The organism is Lysinibacillus sp. FSL P4-0201, from assembly GCF_038593425.1.
In the GTDB taxonomy this organism is placed as follows: Bacteria; Bacillota; Bacilli; order Bacillales_A; family Planococcaceae; genus Lysinibacillus; species Lysinibacillus capsici.
Window position 1 is genome coordinate 2,104,336 of sequence record NZ_CP151995.1, and the last position, 24,415, is coordinate 2,128,750.

The following is a 24,415-nucleotide window of genomic DNA, read 5'->3' on the forward strand; positions in this document are numbered from 1 at the left end:
TTTGCCATGTCTACTAACATTATAAATAATTTTGTCTAATTTTCCCTATTTTTCTTTTAAAAATGAAACTTTTGGATTTTAAGTTTCGTATAAACTGGAAAATACTTTTTTAGGAGGTAATTATGGCTAAATGGAGAGGCACAATCCTTCTTTGTACATTGCTATTAACAGCCTGTACAGCAGAAACCGTTCAACCTAAAGAACAAATACAGGAAGAGAAAAACGATGAAAATATTGTGGTCACAAAGGATGGCAAAATAACCTTTGAAATTAAGAATGAGATTGGTGTTCCACAAGAAAAAGTAGAGGCTATAAAGGATGAAATTGTGACAGCATACGACCACATAAAGAATTCTATACATACTTCCTACACGCCATCCGAGCACATAAACGTATGGTTTAAGGAAGACGGTCTCTCCTGGGGGTTTGCATCGAAAATCGAACTAACTGGTGTTAATGAAGATATCTATCCACTAGTCCATGAAATGACCCATTCTTTACTTGGCTATGGCAACAATTTCGAATCAGATCATGGCTATTTTACACAAGAGGGTTTTGCGAGTTATATGGAAGAACAATATGGGAAAAAAGAACAATTTTCCTTTGAAAAATTCATGAAGCATTATCTGGATTCAGATAAGTTAATTCCTATTAGTAAGTTAATTGATCCAAATCAAGATGATGTCTATTTTCGCCCAGCACTTTCAAGTGAAGAACAGAATCGAGTCCTGATGGAGATGAGCTACACGCATGCGGCATCATTTGTTAAATACTTAATTGATACCTACGGACTCGAAAAGTTTGAGCATATCTACAACGAGAAAGAACTAGCGCAAAAATTAGAGGAAGTTTACGGAAAGAGTAGTAGTGAGTTAGAAAAGGACTGGTTAGCATTTATTCAACAACAACAAGGATTTACTCATGAGGAAAAATTAAAATCGGGATTCTTTTATGATATGAACACAATTCTTCTTCAAATAGATCCAAAATATTTTGCCAAGGAATAATTTTTTTCTAAATATTTAATAAACCCAAGTGCTCTTTATTTGGAGCTCGTGGGTTTACTTGTGTATGATTTCGGATGAAACTGTCTATGTAATAAATGAACGCCCAGTAAAACGCACAGACCACCAATGATTCTTAATAATATATTTTTGAGAAATACAGTATCGTCAACCGTAATGACAATCAACATAGGGCCAACCATAATCAATGCGATGCCTAGCAATGCTTTAATTACTCGCAACATGTAGAATTCACCTCAAATTTACCATTTCAAATTTGATTATCGCACGATTATCTGAAAAGGAAAAGGGTCACTAGGCTGGTAAAGTGACCCTTGACCTTACAGACTCCTAAAGTCTGTAAAAGGGTTAGGTGCTAATTGGGATGATTAGTACAAGAAAGAAGCGCCAACAATAATTAAAAGAATGAATAGAACGACGATTAATACGAATGTTGAACCGTAATAGCCGCCACCGCCAGAGTCGCCGCCATAATAGCAGCTGTTGTTCATGTTACCTACGTTTCCGTTGTATCCCACTGAAAATCCCTCCTTTCTACAACCTATAATATGTATGCTTGCAGAAAGGAGAAATGGTATTTACCCTATGGTTCTAAAAAATGCTGAAAACATTCTTGTAATTAGTTCAAAAAAGAGAAGATTAAATTAGTGAAATAGATTCAGAGGGGAGTGAATGTAGTGAGAAATTTTATTTCTGTTTTCATAATAATTGTTATAGTCATCTTGGTAATTAACGTAAACATCGATAAAAATGATAATTTTTCTAATAATAATGTTGATGTTGAGAAAAAATGGGATCGTATTGCATCTGTCCTTGAGAATGCGTGGGATGATTTTGGTTTATTTAGTTTTCAAGCAACCCCAGATTCAACAATTTTTATTGAAATGGATGAAACTAAAAGTGAATTACAATTGATAAAGTATTTAGAGGAAAATATAAATAAAACAGATTTGAATCAATACAATATTAAAATTACTAAGAAAAGTTTACACGAAGTTGAGACCGAGAGTTTTATGATGAAGGTTTCAGGAATTGTATTTGATTATTTACAAGAAAATAATTATCACGATGTGGACATTTACGTCCCTTCAACTAAACCTTCACCGATACTAAAAATATCGATTCCTAAGTCCAGTACACGTTCTAGCGAAAACATAAAAAAAGAGCTAGAAGATGTATTAGCTTCCAAGAGCGCTAAACTACCAAACAAAGATATTTCCTATGAAATCCAGGTGGTTGAGCATATTGATGAGAGTACTATTGAATCAGATGCCTTAATCAGTGATGTTGTTGAAGATTTGGAAGGAACAGAAAACCATTTAATCATTTCTGATAAAGATATTTTTAAAGGAAATGGTATCTATAAAATGTCCTGGGCGCAACCATCAGATTCGAAGGAATATAAATTTCATGTTACAAACAATACAGGGACAAATGTAACCGTGCAAATTCAACAGAGTAGTCACACAAAAACTTATAATTTAGCGGCTAATGATTCTACTACATGGATCCAATCAGCTGCTTCTTCTGGTGACCATACAATAGTGGTCACAACATCTGATGGAAGGATTTTTAAAGGTGATGTTTTTGTCAGTAGATCTGATGTTCCTTTGAACTAATTAGAAAATCTTTAACAAGTTAAGTTCTTTAAGAGGGATGGAGTGCAACAAAGTTTTATTACGTATACGTAAATAAACCTAATAACTTTCCCAAATACAATTGGAAACACACAAAAAAAGGATAGCAATGAAATTTCAAAATTTATTCATACATACCCGAAAGACTCAGAAGCTATTGAACAACTATTGTCAAATTTATCTAATTGTGCGCATTTCTTTAAAAAGGAATGCGTCTTTTTTAATACGAAATAAACAAAAACTGCGCGTTATTAGTGTGTAAAGAATGGAAGTCCATGATGTAGGAAATAATGTAGTTCTCGAATGCAAATTACAAATCAAAAGTAAGCAAATCATTGTGGAGGTAAAAATGACTGTTCTTGATTGTATCATAATAGGCGGAGGTCCTTCTGGGTTAAGTGCTGGCTTAACTTTAGGAAGAGCTAGGAGAAATATTGCATTAATGGATGATGGGACAAATAGGAATAGAGTGACACAGGCGTCACATGGATTTATTACGCGTGATGGGATAAAACCACAAGAATTTAAAGAAATAGCGTTAAAAGAGTTGGTGAGTTACCCGTCTGTCTCCTATCTTAATGCGACAGTTACTGAAATTATAAAGGATATAGGTAATGAGCGATTTACTGTCAAAACATCTACGAGTCAGGAATTTGTTTCAGAAAAAATCATCCTCGCCACCGGTGTTCAAGAAATATTTACTATATCAAGTATAAGAAAGTTTTATGGGAAAAGTCTATTTAGTTGTCCGTATTGTGATGGCTGGGAGCAAAAGGATAAGCCATTAGTGGTGATGGCAGAAAAAGAAGAGCATGTACTGCATTTGACTAAGTTGATTTATAATTGGTCACAGGATTTGGTTGTCTTAACGAATGGAGCTCACTTATCTAAAGAAGGTAAAATGGAGTTACAAAAACACAATATCAAAATAATATCAGAAAAGATAAAAGACCTCATAGGCAATGATGGGTACTTACAAAAAATAGAGTTTGAATCAGGAGCAACCATTATAAGGTCAGGTGGATTTGTAGCCCCATCTTATTATCGCCCCAATCAGTTTGCTGAGAAGCTTGGCTGTGATATTGATGAAGATGGAAAAGTCATAACAGATGGTGTTGGTAGAACAACTCAAAAAAATGTATATATTGCAGGGGAAACCGAAAGATCTAAACCATCCACTTTAATGATTTCAGCTGCTAAAGGTAATAAAGCTGCTGTTTCAGTAAATACTGATTTAACGATGGAACGCTTTTGATGACGCCAAAACACTTGAAATAGGATATTAGCTAAAACACATCAGCTAATGTGATCTCACAACTACTTCAAACATTGTGTTAGAGTTACTATAAGAAATGACGAAGAACGGATTTTGCTTGTAGAATCCGTTTTTGTTGTTCCAAAAATTATAGTTTTACAAGGGTAGGGTAACAACTAAAACCAATAAAAAAAGCTCGGGGGAAGAAAAACATGAAACAAGTGGGGACTCTATACTTTTTCTGTGGAAAAATGGGAGCAGGAAAATCAACAAAATCAAAACAATTGGCAAAAGAAAAAAATGCGGTACTTTTATCTGAGGATGAATGGCTTTCCTCTCTTTATCCCAATCAGATCACATCATTTGAGGACTATCTAAAATTATCAGCACAGCTCAAGCCGATGGTGAAAAAGCATGTCCAAAACATATTGAGTGTTGGTACGCATGTAGTAATGGATTTTCCAGGTAACACTCAAAAACAGCGAAAGTGGTTTTTGGATATAGCGTCAGAGGTCAATGCAAACCATCAACTAATCTACCTTAATTTAAATAACCAGCAATGCTTGCGTCAAATTGCACAAAGGCGTAATGAACAACCCGAAAGAGCAGCTTTTGACACGGAAGCGACGTTTATTGAAGTTACAAAACTTTTTGAAGCACCAGAAGCTTCTGAGGGTTTAAATATATGGGAGTTTAGTGGGAAAGAATAACACAGAGTTATAGCACCAGGAAAAATTAGCTGGACTAAACCGCCTATAGAATTGTCATATGTAATTTATGCGGTTTATGAAGAATTTTTAAAAATTATATTGACAAACTATTTTTTTTCTGTAAAATGAAAAACAATTCAAAAATATTTGTATAGAACAAAGGCTATGAAAAGAAGTAGTATCAATTATTTTTACGAACAGAAAGTTACCGGTCGATGAGAGGTGCATGTAAAACGATTGAGAATTCATCTTGGAGCTGTGTACCGAAAGGATTATTCTAAGTAGGCTACGCCGGTAAGCACCCGTAATCATGTGCGAGAGTATCGTCAAATGACCGTACTTCTTAAGGTAAGTAATGTGAATTGCTTATAAATTAAAGGTGGTAACACGAGTTGAATCGTCCTTTTGGTTAATCCAAAAGGGCGTTTTTTTTTATTCCTTTTTTGAGCAAGTATTTGAAAATTTAAACGTATGAGGAGTAAGCATTATGAAAGATAATCATCAAGATTCACAACTAAAGCGGGAATTAAGTACTCGTCACATGCAATTAATTGCACTAGGCGGGTCCATTGGGGTCGGTTTATTTTATGGCTCTAGTTCAACCATTCAAATGGCGGGACCATCTATTTTACTAGCTTATTTAATTGGCGGGTTAGTTATTTTCACCATTATGCGTGCATTAGGCGAAATGGCAGTAGCAGAACCTGTATCAGGCTCATTCAGTATGTACGCGAATAAATATTTAGGGCGCTTTGCTGGGTTCTTATCTGGTTGGACATATTGGTTCATGTGGATTGTCGTGGGCATGGCAGAACTAACAGTAGTCGGTGTATATATTAACTACTGGTTTCCAGATATTCCACAATGGGTAACTGCTCTTGTCGTCCTTGTTATGATGACGCTTGTAAATTTAGCAAATGTAAAAGCATACGGAGAATTCGAATTCTGGTTTGCGATGATTAAAGTTGTGGCAATTATCGGGATGATCGTTCTAGGATTAGCCATTATTTTCTTCGGTGTCGGCAACCACGGTGAAGCAATTGGCTTTGATAATTTATGGGCACATGGTGGCTTCATGCCAAACGGTTTCCATGGTATTTTAATGTCACTCGTATTAGTTATGTTCTCATTCGGTGGGGTTGAATTAGTGGGTATTTCTGCAGGAGAAGCAAAAAATCCTAGCAAGTCCATTCCATCAGCGATTAACAACATCGTTTGGCGTATTTTAATTTTCTACATTGGGGCGCTAGGCGTTATGATGGTTATTTATCCTTGGAACGAAGTTGGCTCAGAAGGTAGCCCATTCGTTCAAATTTTCGATTACGTCGGTATCCCTGCTGCGGCTCACATTATTAACTTTGTCGTTATTACAGCTGCAATGTCTGCCTTTAATAGTGGCTTATATGGTTCAGGACGTATGCTACACAACTTATCGGTACAAAAAAATGGTCCAGAATATTTTAAAACAGTAAGCAAGAACGGTAGTCCGAGTCGAGGGATATTATTTTCGTCAGCTGTGTTATTAATCGCGGTTGTCTTAAACTATGTAGTACCTGAAAAAGTGTTCATCTATATTTCTGCAGTTGCGACGGTTGCAGTTATTACAAGCTGGATGATTATTTTATTAGCACAGTTGAAATTTAGGAAGTCAAAAACGAAAGAGGAAGTAGCCAAACTGAAATTCAAAATTCCGCTTTACCCACTTTCTACCTATATTGCTATTGTATTTTTATTAATGGTTATTGTGTTAATGGCGTTTATTCCAGATATGCGTGTTGCCCTATATGTGGCACCAGTTTGGTTTTTCATCTTATTTATTGGCTACAAAGTAATACATGTTAAAAAGTAGTTACATCTTTTTATACTGATACTTCTACTGCGCAAAATTGTTAAAAAATCATTTTGGTATACTCGATTCGTTACGTTATCTAAGATTTAATAATTTTTAGCCATTAGTAAAGAATGTGATGAGTGCCTTCCTTTATGAATAGGTTCATAATAAAATTGATCTGTATTTAGACAAAAAAGGAGGGGCATGATGGAAGTAATATATTTGGCTGGTGGATGTTTATGGGGCGTACAAGCTTTTATAAAAACGCTACCAGGAGTTACGTTTACAGAAGCAGGAAGAGCGAATGGAACAAGTCGTACGCTTGAGGGCGATTATGATGGATACGCTGAATGTGTAAAAACAGGGTTTGATCCAACAGTTGTAACCATTAGGGATTTAATGGGCTATTTATTCGAAATCATTGATCCTTACAGTTTGAATAGACAAGGACAGGATGTTGGCGAAAAATATAGAACAGGCGTATATAGTGAAAATCCTGAGCATTTAAAAGAGGCGAAGGCATTTCTTAGAGAGCGAAATGATTACGAGTTTATAATGGTTGAAGTGTTGCCCCTTACAAACTATGTCAGAAGTGCAGAGGAACATCAAGATAGATTAACCAGATGTCCAAATGATTATTGTCATATTCCCGCAGAAATTTTAAATAAATATAAATAACGGAATTTACGAGACCTTTCTATGTTATTAGTGCGTCATTTGGATTATCAGGTTATGTATTTGCTAAAACGCAGAAAATTAGAAGGAAATGATAAGTAGCGTAAGAAGGGCTAGTGCGTGTGTAGCTAAACCCGTTCTACTCAGTAAATGAAAATAAGTGAATGTAGGCTTTTTCCAAACGGAATCATTCAAGTTAAATAAGAGAGACAGCTATTTGTAAACAGTATTCCTATTAATGATAGTTAGAATTAGGAAAATAGTGAATTGGTATATAATGTTGAACAATGTATTATCAAATCAGTACATCACTAAGATAATAGTGATGTACTTTTTTATTTGTAGACCACTTGTATTTTTTAAACAAAATTTAACCGTTTATAAAAAAGATGAACTGTTTTTTAGAACTTAGAATGATAATTTAAAAAAGTTTGAACAAAAATCCTGTTATATGCAGGATTTTCCCTTATTCAGCAATCGGGCCATTTAATTGAATGTGGAGATTGTCGAGAAAAGTACTTAAACTAACGGCGCAGTTTAGAGGAAGAAGGATGTTAATTTACAATGATATGTAATCCAAGTAAAATCTAAGAAGGAGGGGTTACATACTAATGAAAAATTGTTTTGTAGAATGAATATAAGGGAGGAAAGTTGACTTGGAATTCACAACAGAAAGATTAACAATTAGAACTTTTAAGAGTACGGATTTACAGGATGTATTTGCTATTTATAATGATGAGGATACATGTAAATTCTTATTACATAATAAATGGACTCAAGAAGATATGCGGGAAAGATTTAATAAGAAGCTAGCAAACAGTGCACTCACTAAAGAATCAATGTTAAGTTTGGCAGTTGTATACGAGACTAAAGTAGTTGGTGATCTATCCGTATGGTATACAGATATGAAAGACACTGTAGAGATTGGTTATGGTTTTTCTAATGAAGTAGCTGGAAAAGGTTTGGCAACAGAAGCAGTTAGTAGTTTGGTTAATAAATTATTTAGTGAATTTAATGTACATCGTATACAAGCCAATCTTGATGCACGGAATACAGCTTCACAAAAATTGTGTGAACGAATAGGTATGAGAAAGGAAGCCCATTTCATCCAAAATTATTGGAATAAAAATGAATGGACTGATAGCCTTGTCTATGGAATGTTATCCTCCGATTTGTAGTAATAGAATTACATCACCTCACCTTTATATAACTCAGCTTTTAAAAAAGCTTCATAAGCTTTATAGTTATTCAATTAACGGGCGCTTTCCTGTAATAAGGATAGTGCTTTTTTTATTAAATACCCATTTAACGGAATAAGTCTTTTAAGTTATTAGACCTAATAATAAAAAAGCTGATGAGTTTGCATTTATAACTCAACAGCTTATACTTTAAAATCTATCTATTGTTATATCCATGTTTATGCTTGAAGCAACCTTATTGCCGTCGGCTGCAGCAATCATCAAAGAAGAGGGGCCTGCCTTTTCAGTTTCACCTGCAATATAAACCCCATTTGCTGTTGTTCGTCCAGCACCGTCTGTGATAATTCCTCCGTTTTCATCAAATTGACAATTTAATTGTTCCGCAAATTTATTTGGGCGATAAAAACTAGGAACTACGAAACCACCACTTCTTAGAATGTTTTCACCTGATTTTAATTCAATACTTTCTAAGTAACCATTATCTCCATGTAAGTTTTTAATAACTTCTGTATAAACATTAATCTTTTTACTTTCAAAATCATTTCGTATTTTATTGAATAGTTGATGACCATTAGTAAAAACGATTAAATCCTTTGACCAATTATAAACCAATTTAGTCATATGAATAATGTGGTCATCATTTTCTGCAATTATAGCTAACGGCTTGTCTCTAAGCTCCCAGCCATCACAATATGGACAACTGAATAAACTTTTACCGTAATATTCCCTAATCTGTGACAAGGGAAATACTTCTTGAATACCGGTAGCCAACAGTATTTTTTCTGTTATATAAGATTTATTGTTCGTTGTATTGACTAAAAATAAATTATTTTGTACATCTTTATTTACTTCTATAACTGTCTCATTTGAAATTGACACAGAAGGATAAGATTCTAATTCTTTAATTGCAATATTTTTGAATTCTTGTGGTTTAATTCCATCTCTTGTTAAAAAACCGTGTGACTCTTGCGTTACACGATTTCGATTTGTTCCATTATCAAATATGGCAACTTTTCTACGTGCTCTCCCTAAAGTTAAGGTTGCACCTAATCCAGCTGGTCCTGCACCAATTACAATACAATCATATTTGTTCATCAATTATTTTCCTCCTTCTCTATAATGTATATTATAGAGTTGTAATATCTATAATTAGGGTAAAAGAAATCATGATTTACATAGATTTCTCATTCATTTTGTTAGCCAAATCAACTATACGTGTTTGATTCAATTCATTTAAAAGCTTTTCCTCCGCTGATTCGATCGCTTTCTGAATTAAGCAATCAGGATTATGACCTAGACAATAATCAAAAATAGGCGTCAAACCTTCAATAGCTTTTATAACATCGAGTAAAGAAAGTTCTTCCCAACCCGGTTTTAATTTATAGCCACCATTTGCACCTGTGACAGATTCAATCATACCGGACTTTACTAACATTGTTAGTATTTTAGATAAATATGTTGTTGAAACTTCTTGGCGTTCAGCCAATTTTGCCACACCAATATGCTCATTGGGGGGATTAACAGCTAAAAATAGCATGGTGTGTAGAGCGTAGTTAGTTGCTTTTGTTAATTTCATATGATTACTCCTATTATAGATTTAATATATCTATAATATCTACTTAATTTTTAAAAGTCAAATACTACGTTATTCAACAATCGGGCGCGATTGTGGAGCAACACAGGTAGAAAATAATCAAACGTTTTTATAATAACCTAACTTAAAACTGCTAAAGAAGAATCCCTTTTGATCAAACTTTTTTCAAAAGGGATTCTTCTTGCTCTTACACATAACTCTTGGTATAGACACTGGAACAAAGCTATGAAGTAAGAGGGTTTAAGCCTTTATTCTCAAAAAGCAAGACATTGGTGACAAATCGAATGAGATTGATTAAGGAAACATCACAATCTGAGGGTCAACTTGCTCAGAAAATGGCTGAGCTTGTTGTGTATATGGCATGGAGAAGTGGAGAAGAAATATTGAACGTTTACGAATATTTTTTTACTGTGGAAGAGGCTGTTAAGTCAATCGATATATTTACGGAAAATATGAAGAAGCAAGAAGAGTACCTTAAAAAACGAGGTTCAAAAAAGTAAATGTAAAAAAATCAAGTCGCAATTGTCAAAATTCCTTCTTTTGTTATGAGGAAATACAAGAGGACAAAGATATAGCTGACTTGTTTGAGGAGTTGGAGAATATTAAATGATAGAAACAAAAAGTTGGTGCGAAAAGTTATCAGATGCAATTCCTATGAAAAGTTGCTAAGTCTGTAAATGTAGCACCAACTTTAAAAGAGCATGAATTGATGAAAAAATTCAAGTGTCCCTTTTCAATCCCTTTGAGGAAATATGGTAAAATGAACAAAAGAATAAGGTTTGGAGGGATGATATTGGCAGAAAAAAGGTTAAAAGTTTGTGAAAAAGGACATACATTTTACAAAAGCACAGATTGTCCAAGCTGCCCTACCTGTGATCAGGAAAATAAACCTAGCAGTGGCTTCCTTTCCAAATTGAGTTCACCTGCAAGAAATGCATTAGTACACGCAGGTATTGATACGTTGGAAAAACTATCTATGTATACGGAAAAGGATATCTTAAAATTGCATGGTGTTGGACCAGCCTCCTTACCAATTATGAGATCATCATTGAAAGAAGAAGGCTTGTCATTTAAATAAGTGAGGGGGAAGACAACAATGTCAACGAAAGAATTATCACAAGAGCAAACCGAGGAACTAATCAATACTTTGCAAGTTCGCTTCGAGAAAAATACATCTCGTCATGAAGGGCTTGATTGGGCAAATGTCCAAGCTAGGCTAGAGGCTAATAGGGAGAAACTATGGTCGCTCCACGAAATGGAGGCAACAGGCGGTGAACCAGATGTAGTAGGCTATGATGCAAACACGGACGAGTTCATTTTTTATGATTGTTCTGCGGAAAGTCCTAAAGGTCGCAGAAGTTTATGTTATGACCGTGAAGCATGGGAATCTAGAAAAAATCACAAGCCTGAAAATACGGCTATGGATGTTGCCAAGGAAATGGGCATTGAGCTGTTAACAGAGGAGCAATATCGCCAACTACAGGAGCTTGGCAAGTTCGATTTAAAAACATCAAGCTGGGTACAAACACCTGACAACATTCGCAAACTAGGCGGTGCCATCTTCTGCGACCGTCGCTATGACATGGTCTTTATGTACCACAATGGCGCAGAATCCTACTACGCAGCAAGAGGCTTCCGTGGATCGTTAAGAGTTTAAGAAATAAAGGCATATGTCCGATCTGCTGATGAGCATATGCCTTTTTTATAGAAAATTTTATTTGTTTAAATCAATAATTTTGACATATGGCCTTTTACTTCTTTTGATATATTTAATGTGATTCACACAAGCTCCAAATGCTGAAAACATGATGAATAAAATAGTGATGATACTTGGAATCGACAAATAAATTGGCATGATAATCCACATTAAAAGTAAAGCATACCAAGAGATAACAAAACTCTTACTATGTCGCCACTGTTTCATTTACGACGCTTCCTTTCTGTATTGGCGATAAACTTACTTAAACAGATATTTATTCAAATGTCATAGACCAATTCCCATCAGCCGTTATATCAAAGTAGTAAATTGAAGTATCCTCTACTTTTTGAACTTTTGAGCCACTGTAAGTACCAATTTCATTAGCTAATAAAACGCTGTCATTAGCTTTCACTACAAAATTCCGAGAGCCGTCATGCGTGAAAGCAACGTTTTTAGCACCTTTTGAAATATTCATAAATACTACGCTATCACCTGTACCTGTAACTTTGCCTTCAGGTGCAACCTCAGCAGGAATTTCTTGGGACATATTAATCGTCCATGGACCACTTGCTGTTACTTCATACTGATATTCACCAGTGGGTACAGCATAAATTTTCTTACCAGTGTAGTTACCAATCTCATTAACAACTAATTTGATCATGTTAGCATTAGCGTCTAATAGTTTAACAGCAAAATTGCTAGACCCCTGATGAGTTGCATCTACAATAACGAAACCCTTCTCTAATTTGAATTTCTTTGTAGCTGTATCACCAGAGCCATTTATTTTTAGAGCTTCTAGTTTAGCGATTCTTTCAGCTTCAGCTTTTGCTTTTGCTTCGGCCTCAGCTTTTGCTCGAACTTCAGCTTCTTCTTTTGCCTTTTGTTCAGCCAATGCTTTTTCTTCAGCTTCCTTTGCTTCACGAGCAGCTTTCTCTTCTGGGGTTTCTTCTTTAGGTTTTGTCACAGTTTCCACTTTTTCATGGGTGTCAGCTTGTTTACCTGATTCTGTTCCATCAACAGGCGTTAATATGAATCCAACAATAAATATAACAACTGAGATACCTAATACAAGTCCGCCCTTCATTTTTTTCTTTTTAATAAGTCCAATCACTATTAATACGAGACCTACAATAAAACCTAAAAAGCCCAAAAATGCCAATAATAACGACATATTTCCATACAACCTCCTTTTATATTACTATATAGGAAAGTATAGGTAGATGTATACAGAAAATGAAAAGAAGTAGCTAAGTATATTGACACTGCACGAAATAATTTATATTGTAGTTACTAAAAAGGGTGTGGGAATTTATGTTAAATTGTTTAAAAATTATTTTTTCCATAACAGGCATATCTTTAGCAGCTTACGGATTAATCACACGAGATTTCCAATTGAATTACCTCATGATATTGTTCTTAGGCTTTTTCATGTTCACTTTAGGTATTCAAGAATTTCAAAAACAGCGAACAGTTTATGGTTGGTTCCTAATGGGGGTATCTATATTTTCAATCTATGTGTCCGTTCAGAGCTTTGTCTTGATTTAAAGGAAGCAACCACTGTTAATTTTCGTAATACCATACATCAATCAAGTCCTTCCAGACATTTTCATAAATCACTTCCAAAGTATATAATGGCCCTTCATCTGGATGGGATTCAGTTAAAATTTGCATGGCATTTTTTTCTGTCGATGTCATGTTCAAATGTTCGTCTTTACCTCACGATTTGCCCCTTGTCCCATCATTATTATTTTTAGGATTTCATCAGGAAATGCAAATGTTTTTTCTTCCGTTTTAACTGATTTCATTACACCCTACAAGCAATAACAAAAAAAATCTAAGAATATTTTCTTCATTATTTTCCTAGATATTTTATAGATTTGATGGGTCAGACCCGCTCATCGCTCATACCAGATATTTATATGTTATAATTTACATAAATTACATAAAATGAGGTGATATAATGGAGAATGAAAAATTAGTTTGCAAGGCTTGTGGGCAGGATACCTTTACGATTGGACAGGTGGGTGGTACTACAAGCCAAGGCAATATACGACCTATTGGCGCAATTATGGCGGTAGGGTCACCACTCCAAATGACTTTTTGTAAAAACTGCGGGGAAGTTGCTTCATTTAAAGTGGTAAAACCACAGAATTTTAAATAATCGTTGAAAGGGTCACTGATAGGAAAGTGATCCTTTTTATATAGTGGACGTTTAAAGGGGGATAAGGATTTAAAAGCATACATATGTTCGGCTTTGGTTAATTGAATACCATGATATGAAACCTGTCTTACAAGACAAAACACCCTCTAATAGGTTAAAGGGTGTTTAAAAACTAGATAGAATTTCGATAAGCTCTCAAAGTTGAATGTAAGTTTGAATTCGAACTTGAGATTGATTTTTTATAGTTATACATACCTAATGGGCTTAAATGATTAGAACTAGATCCTAATAACCCTTGCTTTACTGCGCTTTTTAACGTTTCAATTTGTTTGCTAGATAGTTTAGAAGTTTTACTTTCTTCAAGAATTTTATTTACATTATTTATTTTTTCTTGATCCTCTTTTGATGTAGCTTTAACTTCCTTGCTCATTTGTCGTGTCAACCCATAATACTTAGACGAGGACTTTCGTGACATTAAATATTGCATAGTGGAGAAATTGGTCGTCATCATGATAAATTATCACCTTCCTAATCACATTTTTAGTTCCATAGTTGTTATCGTACTGAACTTGAAAATATTTAGTATATTTACTTTTATTAGTAATTGATTGTCAGGTTTAATCAGATTAGATGATGGCACCAGTAAGCATTGAAAGAACGTGGAGAAATACTATCAAGAACACAGTATTAAGTCAGTTGGATATAAACTATCATAACTACCACTGCCGAAGAAGCATATATTGAATATGAAAATTTGCAATATCAATATATATTGAACGAATGGTTTGAATTACAGAAGGAAAAAAAGTAATAGGTAAAGAATATTTATTGTGGAAGACCCTATTAAAACTAGATGAGTTTGTTGATAGGAGGGATACAATTTAACAAGTAATTTGTGATGTGAAATAGAGCTCTAAGTAAAGTGAGAAGTCGCTGTACAAGCAAAGAATAATTCTAAGCTGTTAATAATTAAACAATTAACAGTACTATTAACGTTTGTTAATAGAAACGACATTAAATGGCTATAAAAATTAAAATGGAAGATGAAAGATACTTATTCCAAACTAACTAAGGAGTGTTATTTTGAAAAATATTATTATAAGCATAGTATTCTTATTAAGCTTTGTCGTTTCATTTCTTTCAATAAATACAGTCACCTTTGCTGCAGTTGATTTCTCTGATATTGAGAATTCCTATGCAAAAAATGCTATCAACGAGTTAGTTGAAAAAGGCATTATAAATGGTTATCCAGATGGTGAATTTAGACCAACATCAGCAATTACAAGACAAGATTTTGCTATAATTTTAGCGAAAGCACTGAATTTGAATCTAACTAACTCTCCAAGTACTCCAACATTTACAGATATTCCAACAACTCATTATGCTTATCCAGCTATCGAAGCAGCAGTTAAAGCTGGATTAATAAATGGGATAGGTGATGGGAAGTTTGGCGTTGGCTCAGGTTTAACACGTCAAGAAATGGCCACTCTATTTGCTAGAGCATTAGATGGTGAAACTAATGGCCTTGGCGAACAGCTTACTTTTGCTGACCAGCATAAAATTTCTGCTTGGGCAAGGGATGCGGTAGGTTTTGCAGTAGCATCAAACCTAATGACAGGCGATACATTAAATCGTTTCAATCCACAAGGAATAGCTGAAAGACAACAAGTTGCCCTTGTTGCGTCTCGGTTTTTAAAGCAGATTGATAAAGTAACACCAGAACCAGAACCAGAACCAGAACCAAAGCCAGAACCAAAGCCAGAACCAAAACCAGTACCAAAGCCAGAATCAAAACCAGAACCAAACTCAGACTCAGATCCAGATCCATCACCAACACCAAGTGTAATTCCTGTAGTCGGGATTACATTGAATGAGGTGATAGAAAATCTTAAAATTGGTGAAACAAAGACACTAACAGTAACTGTTGTACCAGCAAATGCGACAAATAAACTTGTGAGATGGACTTCCTCAGATCTGAACGTTGCAACTGTTAACGGGCAGGGGAAAGTAATAGCGACTGGTATAGGTACTGTGACCATAACAGCAACAACGGTAAATGGACTAAAAACGGCTTCAGTTACTTTCACAGTGACCCATAGCAATGGTGCAGCGATTACTGGCGTAGGAACGTCATCATCTGTTTTACAACTGGGAGAAACTACTAGTAGAACAGCAGAAACAACCGAATCAGGCACAATAACGTGGTCATCAAGCAATACAGGTGTTGCAACAGTTCATTCTAGTACAGGGGAAATTACTGCTCACACACCAGGCAACACAACCATTTCGTATACAAGTAGTAATGGTAAAATGAATTCTGTGAGTCTCACTGTATATGATGAGGCAACAGCAAAAAGCCCAACATATTCGCAAGTATTGCAAATGGATGAAGTAATAACAGCTTCAGTAGGAGCAGGCTTATCTGCAACAGCAACAAACAAAAGTTTTGTAGCTGAACCAACAAGTGTAGCGACAGTGAATACTACAACTGGCCAAGTAACAGCTATAAGTGCAGGTAGCTCAGTTATTACGTATGTAGGAATGGATGCTAATGGCGTAGTAATTGAAAAAGGTACGACAACTGTGACAGTTCATCCACAAGCAACAGTAGCAGCAATACCCATGGTGCCAGCACCTTATTCAGTTATTGGCTGGGGCTCAGCAGCAACTAATTTTACGCCTCCAGGAGTCGGACAATCCATCATCTGGACTGTAACAAATGGTACAGGAGCTGCAACAATTCAGCAAAGTACAGGGGCTATAAGAGGTGCTACAGCTGGTGATGTAACGGTAAACTATAAAATAGTAGATAATAACACTAGAGTAGTAGCTTACAAGTCAGCACCCGTAACGGTGACAATTCCAGATACACCAAGAGTTAATATTTCACCACCATATGTTGATGGTGGGACATTTGGTGGACCTTATTCCATGTCAACTAATGTGAATTTGACGGTTGCCATAACAGGGGAAAACAATTCAACTGTCATTTTCAGTAATCCGAGAAGTAATGATGACAATATTGCCACTGCAACGATTACGGGTCCAAATCCTTCTGGACATGTTTTTTTAAATGTGCAGAAGATTGGTACAGGAGAAGCTCAGATAACATTTGATTACACAGATATTAACAATAATACTGGGTCGATGACATGGATTTTTAATTTCCAATAGAACTAATTTTACAAGCTAAAGGATGCGTCTATGGACGTGTCCTTTTATAGTGTCGTTCAAAAGAGGCATTGACTAATCATTCCCTCTTTTTTCAGCATAAAGTCGGCAATAAAATCATCACAGCTTGGCGAGCAGCCATTCATATATAGTGAACCTCCAAGTAAATTAAGCGAATCAAAACAAAGCCAATATGATACAAAGCATGTCGCGTGTTAGTCGATGTATTGATACGAACCGATTGAAGCATTTTGGTGCAAAAGCATGACTTATGTAAATATTATAAGCATACCGTTAGCAGAAACGTTTGAACGGCTTGAGTCCTGTCTACTTAGAGTTGTTCATTTTGACAATTATGTGAATGGTTTTACCTAACTAACTTTAAAATGTTTTCAAGGGTTTTTGAAGAAAATTCACAGTAAATATTACTTTAGATGTACAAGTAATAACTTGTACGCCAATAATAAGGAAGGGTAAGTGACGTGATTTGGCGTGATTTGTTTTTTATTTATAAATTACGCCAAAATATACATAATAAACGCCAAAAAAATGGCGTTGATTGAGTGTTGATTTAGAAAAGTTAAGAATGTTAGGATAAAATTACCTCGAGGGATATTTACTATAGTAATTCAACAACTATTACTAAATAGATTACAATAGGAGTTTATTTCATGAGAAAATATAAATTAATGACTATTTTAATGATCACAATGACGTTACTTTTTTCAGGGGTCTCTAGTTCGTATGCAATTAGTACTGTTGAAAGTATGAATCAAGAACAAAAATTAGAAAATGATTTAGCAGAAGCACTTGAATTGATTTTTGACAAAGCAGTTTTAAAAAATAATAAAGAAGTTATTGTAGGTTATGATAGAGAAATAATAGAGACAGAATTAAAAGGTAATTCTATGAAAGAGGCGATCATTGAGGGATTAGAAGTAGAAAACCTACTAATTTCTTCTGAAGACGTTAATATAATTTCTGAACCACAAATTACACTATTTGCAGTAGCTTGTGAATGGCATGGTAAAAGAGAAACAATGGAATTTAGAGCAGCAGAAAATGAATGTATTAAAGAAGGTTTATCGAGTTATTTTGGTATTGCTACATCATTAACGATTATTGTTTATGCAATTAGAGCATCTAATTTCAAACAAGCTGCAAAATTAATTTTAAAAGAGTTTCCTAAAAAAGTTGCAGGTGCAACACTTCCAGGTTTAGTAATAAATCTTAGTGTTATCTCAGTAAGCTGTTCTACTAAGATGAACAAACTATTCCCAGGAAATTCTAATTGTGAATAAGGAAAAATAAAATATGAAATTAATCAGGAACTTTCTAATTTATTTTATAGTCGGTGCGATAATTATAAACATTTCTAAGTTTATTTATAATAAAGAGGACTACTATTTTGATAGTAAAGAGACGATAATGTACGGTATTATCACTATGGTTGTATTTCTAATAATGGATTATGTAAGAAATATAAGAAAGTCCAAAAGTAAATAATTTTGTGATAAACCCAGGTATTCAATAATTTTGAGCCTGGGCTTTTTCCTTTTGTATTATTGGTATATTTAGTAATTAAATATTACTTTATATGAATACATACTAGAAGCGATGAAACATAATGAAAGCTTTGATTGTTCAAATTGAGCAATCACAAAAAAGTCACATTCCTCCCGAAAACCCACGAAATCAGGCGAAAAGCATGTCTTTGTACATTCACACGAAACCTCTTTGCGAATAGATATGAAAGAGGGTAAAAGCATGAATGCTTATGATGAATATAAGCGTTCATGCTTTTTAGGTTCCTTGGTATATCAAGGTTTGTTGGGGATTATTGTGGTTGGTTTTTGAAAAAAGTCACAGAAAGTAAACATTTTTTAATGCTTTAATCATATGGTGATAATTGTATAAAGTGAAATATTGTATATTTTTTGGAATCGTTATACAATATTTGTTATTGGAATAAGTAGTAAAGTTTATATTATTGATGTACCAATGGGAGGTCGGAGTATTTTGGATAAATACAAAACATTAGAAGATATTTCTAATAGTGATGTGAGATATTACATGGATTCAATACTAAAAAAAATTGCAACTGAATTAGAAAAAAAATACAATAATGAGGATTTTGGATATTTAAATAGAGAGTTAATGTACTTAATTTTAATTATGTTTAATAAATTTAAAATTCAGTTTTATTCAGTGATTAAATTGACGTATGATATGACCCATGATTTAGAAAATAAATATGAGTATTTGGATATCGTTTCGATTAATGCACTCCAAAGAACTTGCTACGAGAATTATTTAATTTTTCATTATATTTTTATTTCGCATGAAGATTTTATTAATAATAATAGTAAAGAAGATTACTTGCATGAAGTTACTTTTAAATATCTTTTGTACAAGTATGATGGTTATAAACAAAGTGAGATGAGTTTTGAAAAAATACCTGAGGAAAAAGGTCAGGCAAAATCCTTGAAAAAAGAAGTTCTGAAATTAATAAGATTAAACGAAACATATAAGAGTATGGATGCTAATACTAAAAAAGATATTCTTGAAAGATGGAGACCTTCTTGGAATGAGATTGCTAAAAAAACTAAACTAAGTATTTGGAATTCAAAGTCAATGTATAATCTTTTGTCTCAATATTCACATACTTCCTATACTTCTTTACTCTCAATTAATCATTATTATTTAAACTTATCAACCTATGATCGTGATTCAATGAATTTAACCTTATATCAAATAACGACACTTTTTGTTAAGGATATTTGTAAAATATTTTGTATTGATAAAAATATTTTTTCCTCATTAGAAGAGGGTTTAATGAATGAATTTTATTATTTAGCTCAAATCAATCCGAATGAAATTAATGTTAACTAAATAAGAAAATGTTTTCTAAAGATTATTTTGATAAATTATTTTAAACTTTGATGGTTAATATAGCAGTTTATTAGGATGACTACAATAAAGTATCTCTTTCTATTAATCCCCCAACAATCTCGTAAATTTTTCATGCATTTTCTCAGTAGCAGCTGCACGCATTCCAGACGTAACATGCAGATAAATGTTCGTAGTAGTATCAGAGTTTTTATGCCCAACACGATTCATAATAAAATTCAAGTCCACACCAGCCTCTGCCAACAAACTTATATGAGTATGGCGGAGGATATAGATGCGGAATTGTTTGTTGATGTCAGTGAGGATGCCAAGTCGTCGAACGGTTTGGTTCAGCATCTTTATGGTAGGGGGGATACCTTCCTTGTCACCGAATACAAAATCGGACTTTATCCATTCACGATCCTCACGCCAGTGATAAAGCTGCTTCAATTTTTCTACCACAATATCATCAATATCAACGGAGCGGATGCTGCCAAAGGTTTTTGGAGGTGTAAGCTCAAAGTCACCACGTACACCATTTTTCGCATATACCATTTTGTTGATGTGAATAACCTTCTTCTCTAAATCGACATCCTCATACTTAAGGGCAACAGCTTCTCCTGGGCGCACACCTGTGAAGGTAATTGAGTAGATCAATGTGCGATACATAATATTACGATGCTTATCTACATAACTTAAAAATTCTTTCAGCTCATCTGTTTCTAAATAAAACTTTGCTGTTTCCTCCGTAGTAACTTCTCCTAACGTCATTTTCTTCTTTGGTACAAAAGTAGCTTCTACAGGATTTATCTCTATCAATCCAGTTTCCTTCGCATAGGCAAAGATCATTTTTGCTGCATTGTGAGTGCCCCGTAGTGTATTAAATGCTGTACCGTTTTCAAATAGGTGATTGAGCACACCTTGTAATTCAATCGTTGAGATGGCAGTCATTTTCTTTTTCGCTAAGTACCGATTGAGTAGGGAAATGCAGTAGGCACGATGTTCATTTGTTGTTTCCTTATTGCCTTTCATCCGATAGAGCTTTAACCAATCTTGGCTAAACTCATCAAACATAATCTTTGCATCAAAGGTATATGCTTTCTTTAGCTCAGCAATAGCTTTTTCTACTCTTTTACGAGCTTCACCTTTACTTTTACCACGGCGTGTGATTTGACGACGTTTACCAGTAGAAGGGTTTCGAGGGCCCTCACCAGTACAACGCCATGTTGATTTATTTAATTGAACAAAATGCACTAATTGTCACCACCTTCACGAATTACATCCCAGATTACTTTTAGTTTCTCAACATCTTTTTCATTACAGTGGGGGAGAAACTTATACTATAGCTGTAATGTGGGATTGTGAGCAAAAGGTTCTTTTAATGCTGGATTATAAAAAGGATCATCATAGAAACCTACCACTTCTATTAACTTTAAATAATCAAATTTATATGCGTTAGCGATTCGTTGCAAAGTTTCTGGTGTTGGATTAATAGGATTACCAGTGCGACAATCTTTTCCTCTTTCAAGCATAGCTAAGTAAGAAAACGTAATGTTCATACGTTTTGCTGCATCACGTAAAGCCAATTTTCCAATATAACTTCTTTACAAAATCCTCAGTGTGTTGTCTTGTAATACATAAAATCAACTCCAAAAATCCATAAAAGAACAAATGTTCTGTTTTAGTATAAAACAAAACCCCATTTTTTGAAAGTGGGGTTAGATGTTATTTCACATTTAAGTAAGTTAGTATTACTACTAAAAAAAGAAAAACATAGATTTCAATTAACCATATACGAAAATATCCTATTGCTATTTTATCAACTGATTTTAAATTATCTTTGTACTTTTTAATACTAAATAATTTGTTCAGATCATTCTTTTCTAGTAAGGAGTCTTTATATAATTTCTTTATATTAATATAGTAAATGAAATTCTGTTTCCTTTCTAGATAATATTGTTTATAAGACATTAACCAATATATAGATGAAACAAATAAAAAAGCGAGACACAAATAATATTTTTCCATATTAAAAATAGGTTTATTATAATCATTAGATAAAGAATTAAAAATAAAAATAGAAGCAAAAAAACTAAGTACTGTTAAATTATTATTCTTAAAACTTGTTGCAGCCTGCCTGACTAATTCTTGGTTCTTTATAGAGACTTCTGCAACAACTTCAGTTGCTTTTGATACAGTTTCGTAATATTGTTTTACATTATCTTTAAGATATGTTGTATACGCAGAATTAATAGCATCCATTGTAGATTTTTTTAATACCCAGTTAAAATCATAATGCTCGAAGTTTTTAGAAACAATAGGTCTAACTAAGACTAATTTTTCGGATGAAAATGTATCTTCAAATACCCATTTATAAATGTCAAATAAAACTTGTGCTTTTGAAATATTTATTTTTTTGTAATTGCTAACAATATGTAGATAATGTTCTTCAAAAACACTCATTTCAAACTCATCATTATCGTTAACTCTAGAAGTATTTGCTATGAATGAGGCAGATAAAATAATCTTAATCTTTAGAAAATGTTTGATTAGATGAGAAAATTTTGTTTCTTCAACATCAATATCATCTATGCTGTTATTAAAATCACTTGGCAGGAGATTGAAAACTCCTAAATTATGCGGGTTAGTTAAACGATTTCTTTGGTAGATAATGTTTTCTCTTTCGTTGCTAACAGAGTCTATGGAGGCTGGATACGACTTTGAAATAATTGAAAATAAATCACTTTTATAGAAAATTCTTTCCGAATCATTTTGTAATTCTAAAACTTTTATTTTATTATTAATAAATTTTTCATTATAAATTTTTAAGAGAGTGGTCATACCCTTATTTTCAATATCATCTTTAATAAAATAATTGTCCAAATAAACCGAAATTGTGTTTAGCCTAATTTGTTTAGAAATTGAGTAAAGAATTTTCAACTCAAAATCTTCGGTATCATTTTCATTAAAAAGTTGATTATTAATATATTCAATTGTTTCATGTGATGGTAAAGTCTCAAAGGCTGCTTCAATACCGTCTGGATCTACACACACATTTGGTTTATCATTCTCATTACATAGTATAAAAAATGTACTGAAAAAATCTGCATCTAGCTCTTTAAAAAATCGTTTAATGTCAAGTGAGAGTTCAAGTGAATCAAAATCTTCTTTGATTTCCCACGTATAGTAATTGTTATTAAGGCCATAATCATTTAACTTTGAGCTAACTAAAGAAATAAAACTATCCACTTGAATCACTCCTTTCGCTCAAAATTATTCTTCTTTTTTAAAGGCATTATATGCATCATCACTAACTTTTTTGATAACTAGCACCTTTTCGTCGTCTATTTTTGTAGCGATAATTGTATTGTTTATATCGCGAATATGACTTTTAGTTTTCAATACAATACTATCATTAACCTGTATATCACGGCTAAATTTTTTCTCAATATCTTTTTTCTCAATATCAAAATGTGTATCAAATTTTTTCTTCGAAGGTAATTCACCTAATTCTTGTGCTAGTTCTACGATTTTCAAGTTTGTATCTTTAGGAGCGTAATCACCAATAACAGAGCTAATCATTTCTTCATGTTTATAACTAGAAGTTCTTTCAAAATAACCGATTAAATTGTTGTGTATAACAGTATAATCATTTGGGAACTTTTTGAGTTTTCTACTTAAAAAACTTTTTATTGAGTCAAATGCTGTGTTGGTATTATTTAAATCAGTACGTTCTTCTTTTAACTCTAAAAAGTCATTTGTCCAGAAAGCTGATATTTTTGAGTTAGTATCAGTAATAACTATTGAATTTATAGTGCAAATTGTTTTATGGCTTTGATTTGGAACATTTAATTCTAAAAAATAGGGTTCATCAATTTTTTCTGGGTCCAAATTTGCAGAAATAGTTAAATTAATCAAACATGATTTTTGAGTTTTGTTTTCTATCGGAAAGCCCTTTTCATATTTTGCATTTTGTCGTTCTAAGTACTCTTTAATATCAATTTTTGAAATAAGTAATTTTATACTGTGATGTAACTCTGATATATCTGGATTGAAAATGATAGTCAAAGCACCATCAGAGGGCTTTTGCATATTTGGATTCTTTGATTCAGATTTTTGTTGAGCTGAATTCAAACGTGCAGCAGTTTTTTCTGAGAAATGGTTAAATGATTTCTCAAAATTCTCGCTTTCTTCCAAATAGTCCTCTAAAAGACTCTTAATTAAATTTATAACTTCGGTTGTTTGACTAGTTATATTATAATTTCTGGTATTTTTAGCTGTCTGAGATTGTTTAAATAAAGTTTGACTAAAATCATTTAAATTATCACCGTTAACCATGGAAGAAACAATGTGGTCTTCAATTGCATGAACCGAAATAAACATATTATCTTTCCTTGTTGGGTCAGATTGCATTTCAGAAGTAACATCAATTTCCTCAATTACTGTTGCAGAAACTTCATTTTCTGAAAGATTATTTTCATATTCTATAGAATTTTCATTATTAGTCATATTCTTGCTCCTTGTATTCATTACTTTTTTTATAGCTAATTTGTATTAAGTAAATACGCC

26 protein-coding genes and 1 other annotated feature are annotated in these 24,415 nt (G+C 33.5%); of the genes, 15 read left to right on the forward strand and 11 right to left on the reverse strand.

Going from position 1 to position 24,415, the window contains the following annotated elements; translation table 11 throughout:
- Positions 1-122 precede the first annotated feature (122 nt).
- Positions 123-1,007, forward strand: a complete 885-nt coding sequence (locus MKY76_RS10465; protein ID WP_257961134.1) for a hypothetical protein — start codon at positions 123-125, stop codon at positions 1,005-1,007.
- 386 nt (positions 1,008-1,393) lie between these two features.
- On the opposite strand, the gene MKY76_RS10470 is transcribed toward MKY76_RS10465, so the two are convergent.
- Positions 1,394-1,516 carry a YjcZ family sporulation protein gene (locus MKY76_RS10470; protein ID WP_081010967.1) on the reverse strand — a complete coding sequence of 41 codons (123 nt, stop codon included), beginning with the start codon at positions 1,514-1,516 and terminating at the stop codon, positions 1,394-1,396.
- A 186-nt stretch (positions 1,517-1,702) separates the two neighbouring features.
- Between MKY76_RS10470 and MKY76_RS10475 the strand changes: the two genes are divergently transcribed.
- The 6 genes from MKY76_RS10475 to MKY76_RS10500 all read left to right on the forward strand — a co-directional run bounded on the left by MKY76_RS10475 (position 1,703) and on the right by MKY76_RS10500 (position 8,311).
- Entirely contained in the window at positions 1,703-2,644 is a 942-nt protein-coding gene (locus MKY76_RS10475; protein WP_342557786.1) for a hypothetical protein, read from the forward strand.
- Between the two features lie 367 nt (positions 2,645-3,011).
- The gene (locus MKY76_RS10480) at positions 3,012-3,917 is read left to right on the forward strand and encodes an NAD(P)/FAD-dependent oxidoreductase (RefSeq protein WP_342557787.1); all 906 of its coding nucleotides are present in this window, start codon (positions 3,012-3,014) and stop codon (positions 3,915-3,917) included.
- A 212-nt stretch (positions 3,918-4,129) separates the two neighbouring features.
- On the forward strand, positions 4,130-4,627 hold the full coding sequence (locus MKY76_RS10485; RefSeq protein WP_342557788.1) for an ATP-binding protein: 498 nt from the start codon (positions 4,130-4,132) through the stop codon (positions 4,625-4,627).
- 156 nt (positions 4,628-4,783) lie between these two features.
- Positions 4,784-5,035 (forward strand) — a binding site (T-box leader).
- Positions 5,036-5,114: 79 nt separating this feature from the next.
- A complete protein-coding gene (locus tag MKY76_RS10490) occupies positions 5,115-6,476 on the forward strand; it encodes an amino acid permease (protein ID WP_112117983.1) in 1,362 nt (453 codons plus the stop codon).
- Positions 6,477-6,665: 189 nt separating this feature from the next.
- A complete protein-coding gene (locus MKY76_RS10495) occupies positions 6,666-7,136 on the forward strand; it encodes a peptide-methionine (S)-S-oxide reductase (RefSeq protein WP_257961122.1) in 471 nt (156 codons plus the stop codon).
- A gap of 653 nt (positions 7,137-7,789) precedes the next feature.
- Entirely contained in the window at positions 7,790-8,311 is a 522-nt protein-coding gene (locus tag MKY76_RS10500; protein ID WP_342557789.1) for a GNAT family N-acetyltransferase, read from the forward strand.
- A gap of 210 nt (positions 8,312-8,521) precedes the next feature.
- Here MKY76_RS10500 and MKY76_RS10505 read toward each other — a convergent pair whose 3' ends face one another.
- Both MKY76_RS10505 and MKY76_RS10510 read right to left on the reverse strand, forming a co-directional pair.
- Positions 8,522-9,427 (reverse strand): NAD(P)/FAD-dependent oxidoreductase, encoded by a 906-nt coding sequence (locus MKY76_RS10505; protein WP_103118001.1) that lies wholly within the window; start codon positions 9,425-9,427, stop codon positions 8,522-8,524.
- 76 nt (positions 9,428-9,503) lie between these two features.
- Positions 9,504-9,908, reverse strand: a complete 405-nt coding sequence (locus tag MKY76_RS10510; RefSeq protein ID WP_112117987.1) for an Rrf2 family transcriptional regulator — start codon at positions 9,906-9,908, stop codon at positions 9,504-9,506.
- Positions 9,909-10,210: 302 nt separating this feature from the next.
- Here MKY76_RS10510 and MKY76_RS10515 point away from each other — a divergent pair, with 302 nt between their 5' ends.
- From MKY76_RS10515 to MKY76_RS10525, 3 genes are all read left to right on the forward strand, one after another.
- Positions 10,211-10,426, forward strand: coding sequence for a hypothetical protein (locus tag MKY76_RS10515; protein ID WP_342557790.1), 216 nt, complete (start codon positions 10,211-10,213; stop codon positions 10,424-10,426).
- A 290-nt stretch (positions 10,427-10,716) separates the two neighbouring features.
- On the forward strand, positions 10,717-11,004 hold the full coding sequence (locus MKY76_RS10520; protein ID WP_342557898.1) for an RNA polymerase alpha subunit C-terminal domain-containing protein: 288 nt from the start codon (positions 10,717-10,719) through the stop codon (positions 11,002-11,004).
- An 18-nt stretch (positions 11,005-11,022) separates the two neighbouring features.
- The gene (locus MKY76_RS10525) at positions 11,023-11,583 is read left to right on the forward strand and encodes a DUF4256 domain-containing protein (RefSeq protein ID WP_048393777.1); all 561 of its coding nucleotides are present in this window, start codon (positions 11,023-11,025) and stop codon (positions 11,581-11,583) included.
- A 57-nt stretch (positions 11,584-11,640) separates the two neighbouring features.
- Here MKY76_RS10525 and MKY76_RS10530 read toward each other — a convergent pair whose 3' ends face one another.
- Complete coding sequence (locus MKY76_RS10530) at positions 11,641-11,850, reverse strand: hypothetical protein (protein WP_112117991.1); 210 nt, start codon at positions 11,848-11,850, stop codon at positions 11,641-11,643.
- Positions 11,851-11,899: 49 nt separating this feature from the next.
- Entirely contained in the window at positions 11,900-12,796 is an 897-nt protein-coding gene (locus MKY76_RS10535; protein ID WP_342557791.1) for a hypothetical protein, read from the reverse strand.
- A 233-nt stretch (positions 12,797-13,029) separates the two neighbouring features.
- Between MKY76_RS10535 and MKY76_RS10540 the strand changes: the two genes are divergently transcribed.
- Positions 13,030-13,170: a DUF3953 domain-containing protein gene (locus MKY76_RS10540; protein ID WP_255600869.1), complete on the forward strand. Its 141-nt coding sequence runs from the start codon at positions 13,030-13,032 to the stop codon at positions 13,168-13,170.
- A 15-nt stretch (positions 13,171-13,185) separates the two neighbouring features.
- Here the strand turns inward: MKY76_RS10540 and MKY76_RS10545 are convergent, their stop codons facing one another.
- Complete coding sequence (locus MKY76_RS10545; protein ID WP_342557792.1) at positions 13,186-13,320, reverse strand: hypothetical protein; 135 nt, start codon at positions 13,318-13,320, stop codon at positions 13,186-13,188.
- A gap of 265 nt (positions 13,321-13,585) precedes the next feature.
- Between MKY76_RS10545 and MKY76_RS10550 the strand changes: the two genes are divergently transcribed.
- Complete coding sequence (locus MKY76_RS10550; protein WP_054549372.1) at positions 13,586-13,786, forward strand: hypothetical protein; 201 nt, start codon at positions 13,586-13,588, stop codon at positions 13,784-13,786.
- Between the two features lie 172 nt (positions 13,787-13,958).
- Here MKY76_RS10550 and MKY76_RS10555 read toward each other — a convergent pair whose 3' ends face one another.
- On the reverse strand, positions 13,959-14,216 hold the full coding sequence (locus MKY76_RS10555) for a hypothetical protein (RefSeq protein WP_244904994.1): 258 nt from the start codon (positions 14,214-14,216) through the stop codon (positions 13,959-13,961).
- A gap of 653 nt (positions 14,217-14,869) precedes the next feature.
- On the opposite strand from MKY76_RS10555, the gene MKY76_RS10560 reads away from it, so the two are divergent.
- The 3 genes from MKY76_RS10560 (at position 14,870) to MKY76_RS10570 (ending at position 19,849) form a co-directional block, all read left to right on the forward strand.
- Complete coding sequence (locus MKY76_RS10560) at positions 14,870-16,960, forward strand: S-layer homology domain-containing protein (RefSeq protein WP_342557793.1); 2,091 nt, start codon at positions 14,870-14,872, stop codon at positions 16,958-16,960.
- A 668-nt stretch (positions 16,961-17,628) separates the two neighbouring features.
- Entirely contained in the window at positions 17,629-18,258 is a 630-nt protein-coding gene (locus MKY76_RS10565; RefSeq protein WP_342557794.1) for a hypothetical protein, read from the forward strand.
- A 718-nt stretch (positions 18,259-18,976) separates the two neighbouring features.
- Positions 18,977-19,849 carry a DUF5677 domain-containing protein gene (locus MKY76_RS10570; RefSeq protein WP_342557795.1) on the forward strand — a complete coding sequence of 291 codons (873 nt, stop codon included), beginning with the start codon at positions 18,977-18,979 and terminating at the stop codon, positions 19,847-19,849.
- 102 nt (positions 19,850-19,951) lie between these two features.
- On the opposite strand, the gene MKY76_RS10575 is transcribed toward MKY76_RS10570, so the two are convergent.
- The 4 genes from MKY76_RS10575 to MKY76_RS10590 all read right to left on the reverse strand — a co-directional run bounded on the left by MKY76_RS10575 (position 19,952) and on the right by MKY76_RS10590 (position 24,355).
- Positions 19,952-21,100: a site-specific integrase gene (locus MKY76_RS10575; RefSeq protein ID WP_342557796.1), complete on the reverse strand. Its 1,149-nt coding sequence runs from the start codon at positions 21,098-21,100 to the stop codon at positions 19,952-19,954.
- Positions 21,101-21,186: 86 nt separating this feature from the next.
- The gene (locus MKY76_RS10580) at positions 21,187-21,432 is read right to left on the reverse strand and encodes a helix-turn-helix transcriptional regulator (RefSeq protein ID WP_342557797.1); all 246 of its coding nucleotides are present in this window, start codon (positions 21,430-21,432) and stop codon (positions 21,187-21,189) included.
- Positions 21,433-21,571: 139 nt separating this feature from the next.
- A complete protein-coding gene (locus MKY76_RS10585; RefSeq protein ID WP_342557798.1) occupies positions 21,572-23,095 on the reverse strand; it encodes a hypothetical protein in 1,524 nt (507 codons plus the stop codon).
- Positions 23,096-23,119: 24 nt separating this feature from the next.
- Complete coding sequence (locus MKY76_RS10590; RefSeq protein WP_342557799.1) at positions 23,120-24,355, reverse strand: hypothetical protein; 1,236 nt, start codon at positions 24,353-24,355, stop codon at positions 23,120-23,122.
- Positions 24,356-24,415: the final 60 nt, after the last annotated feature.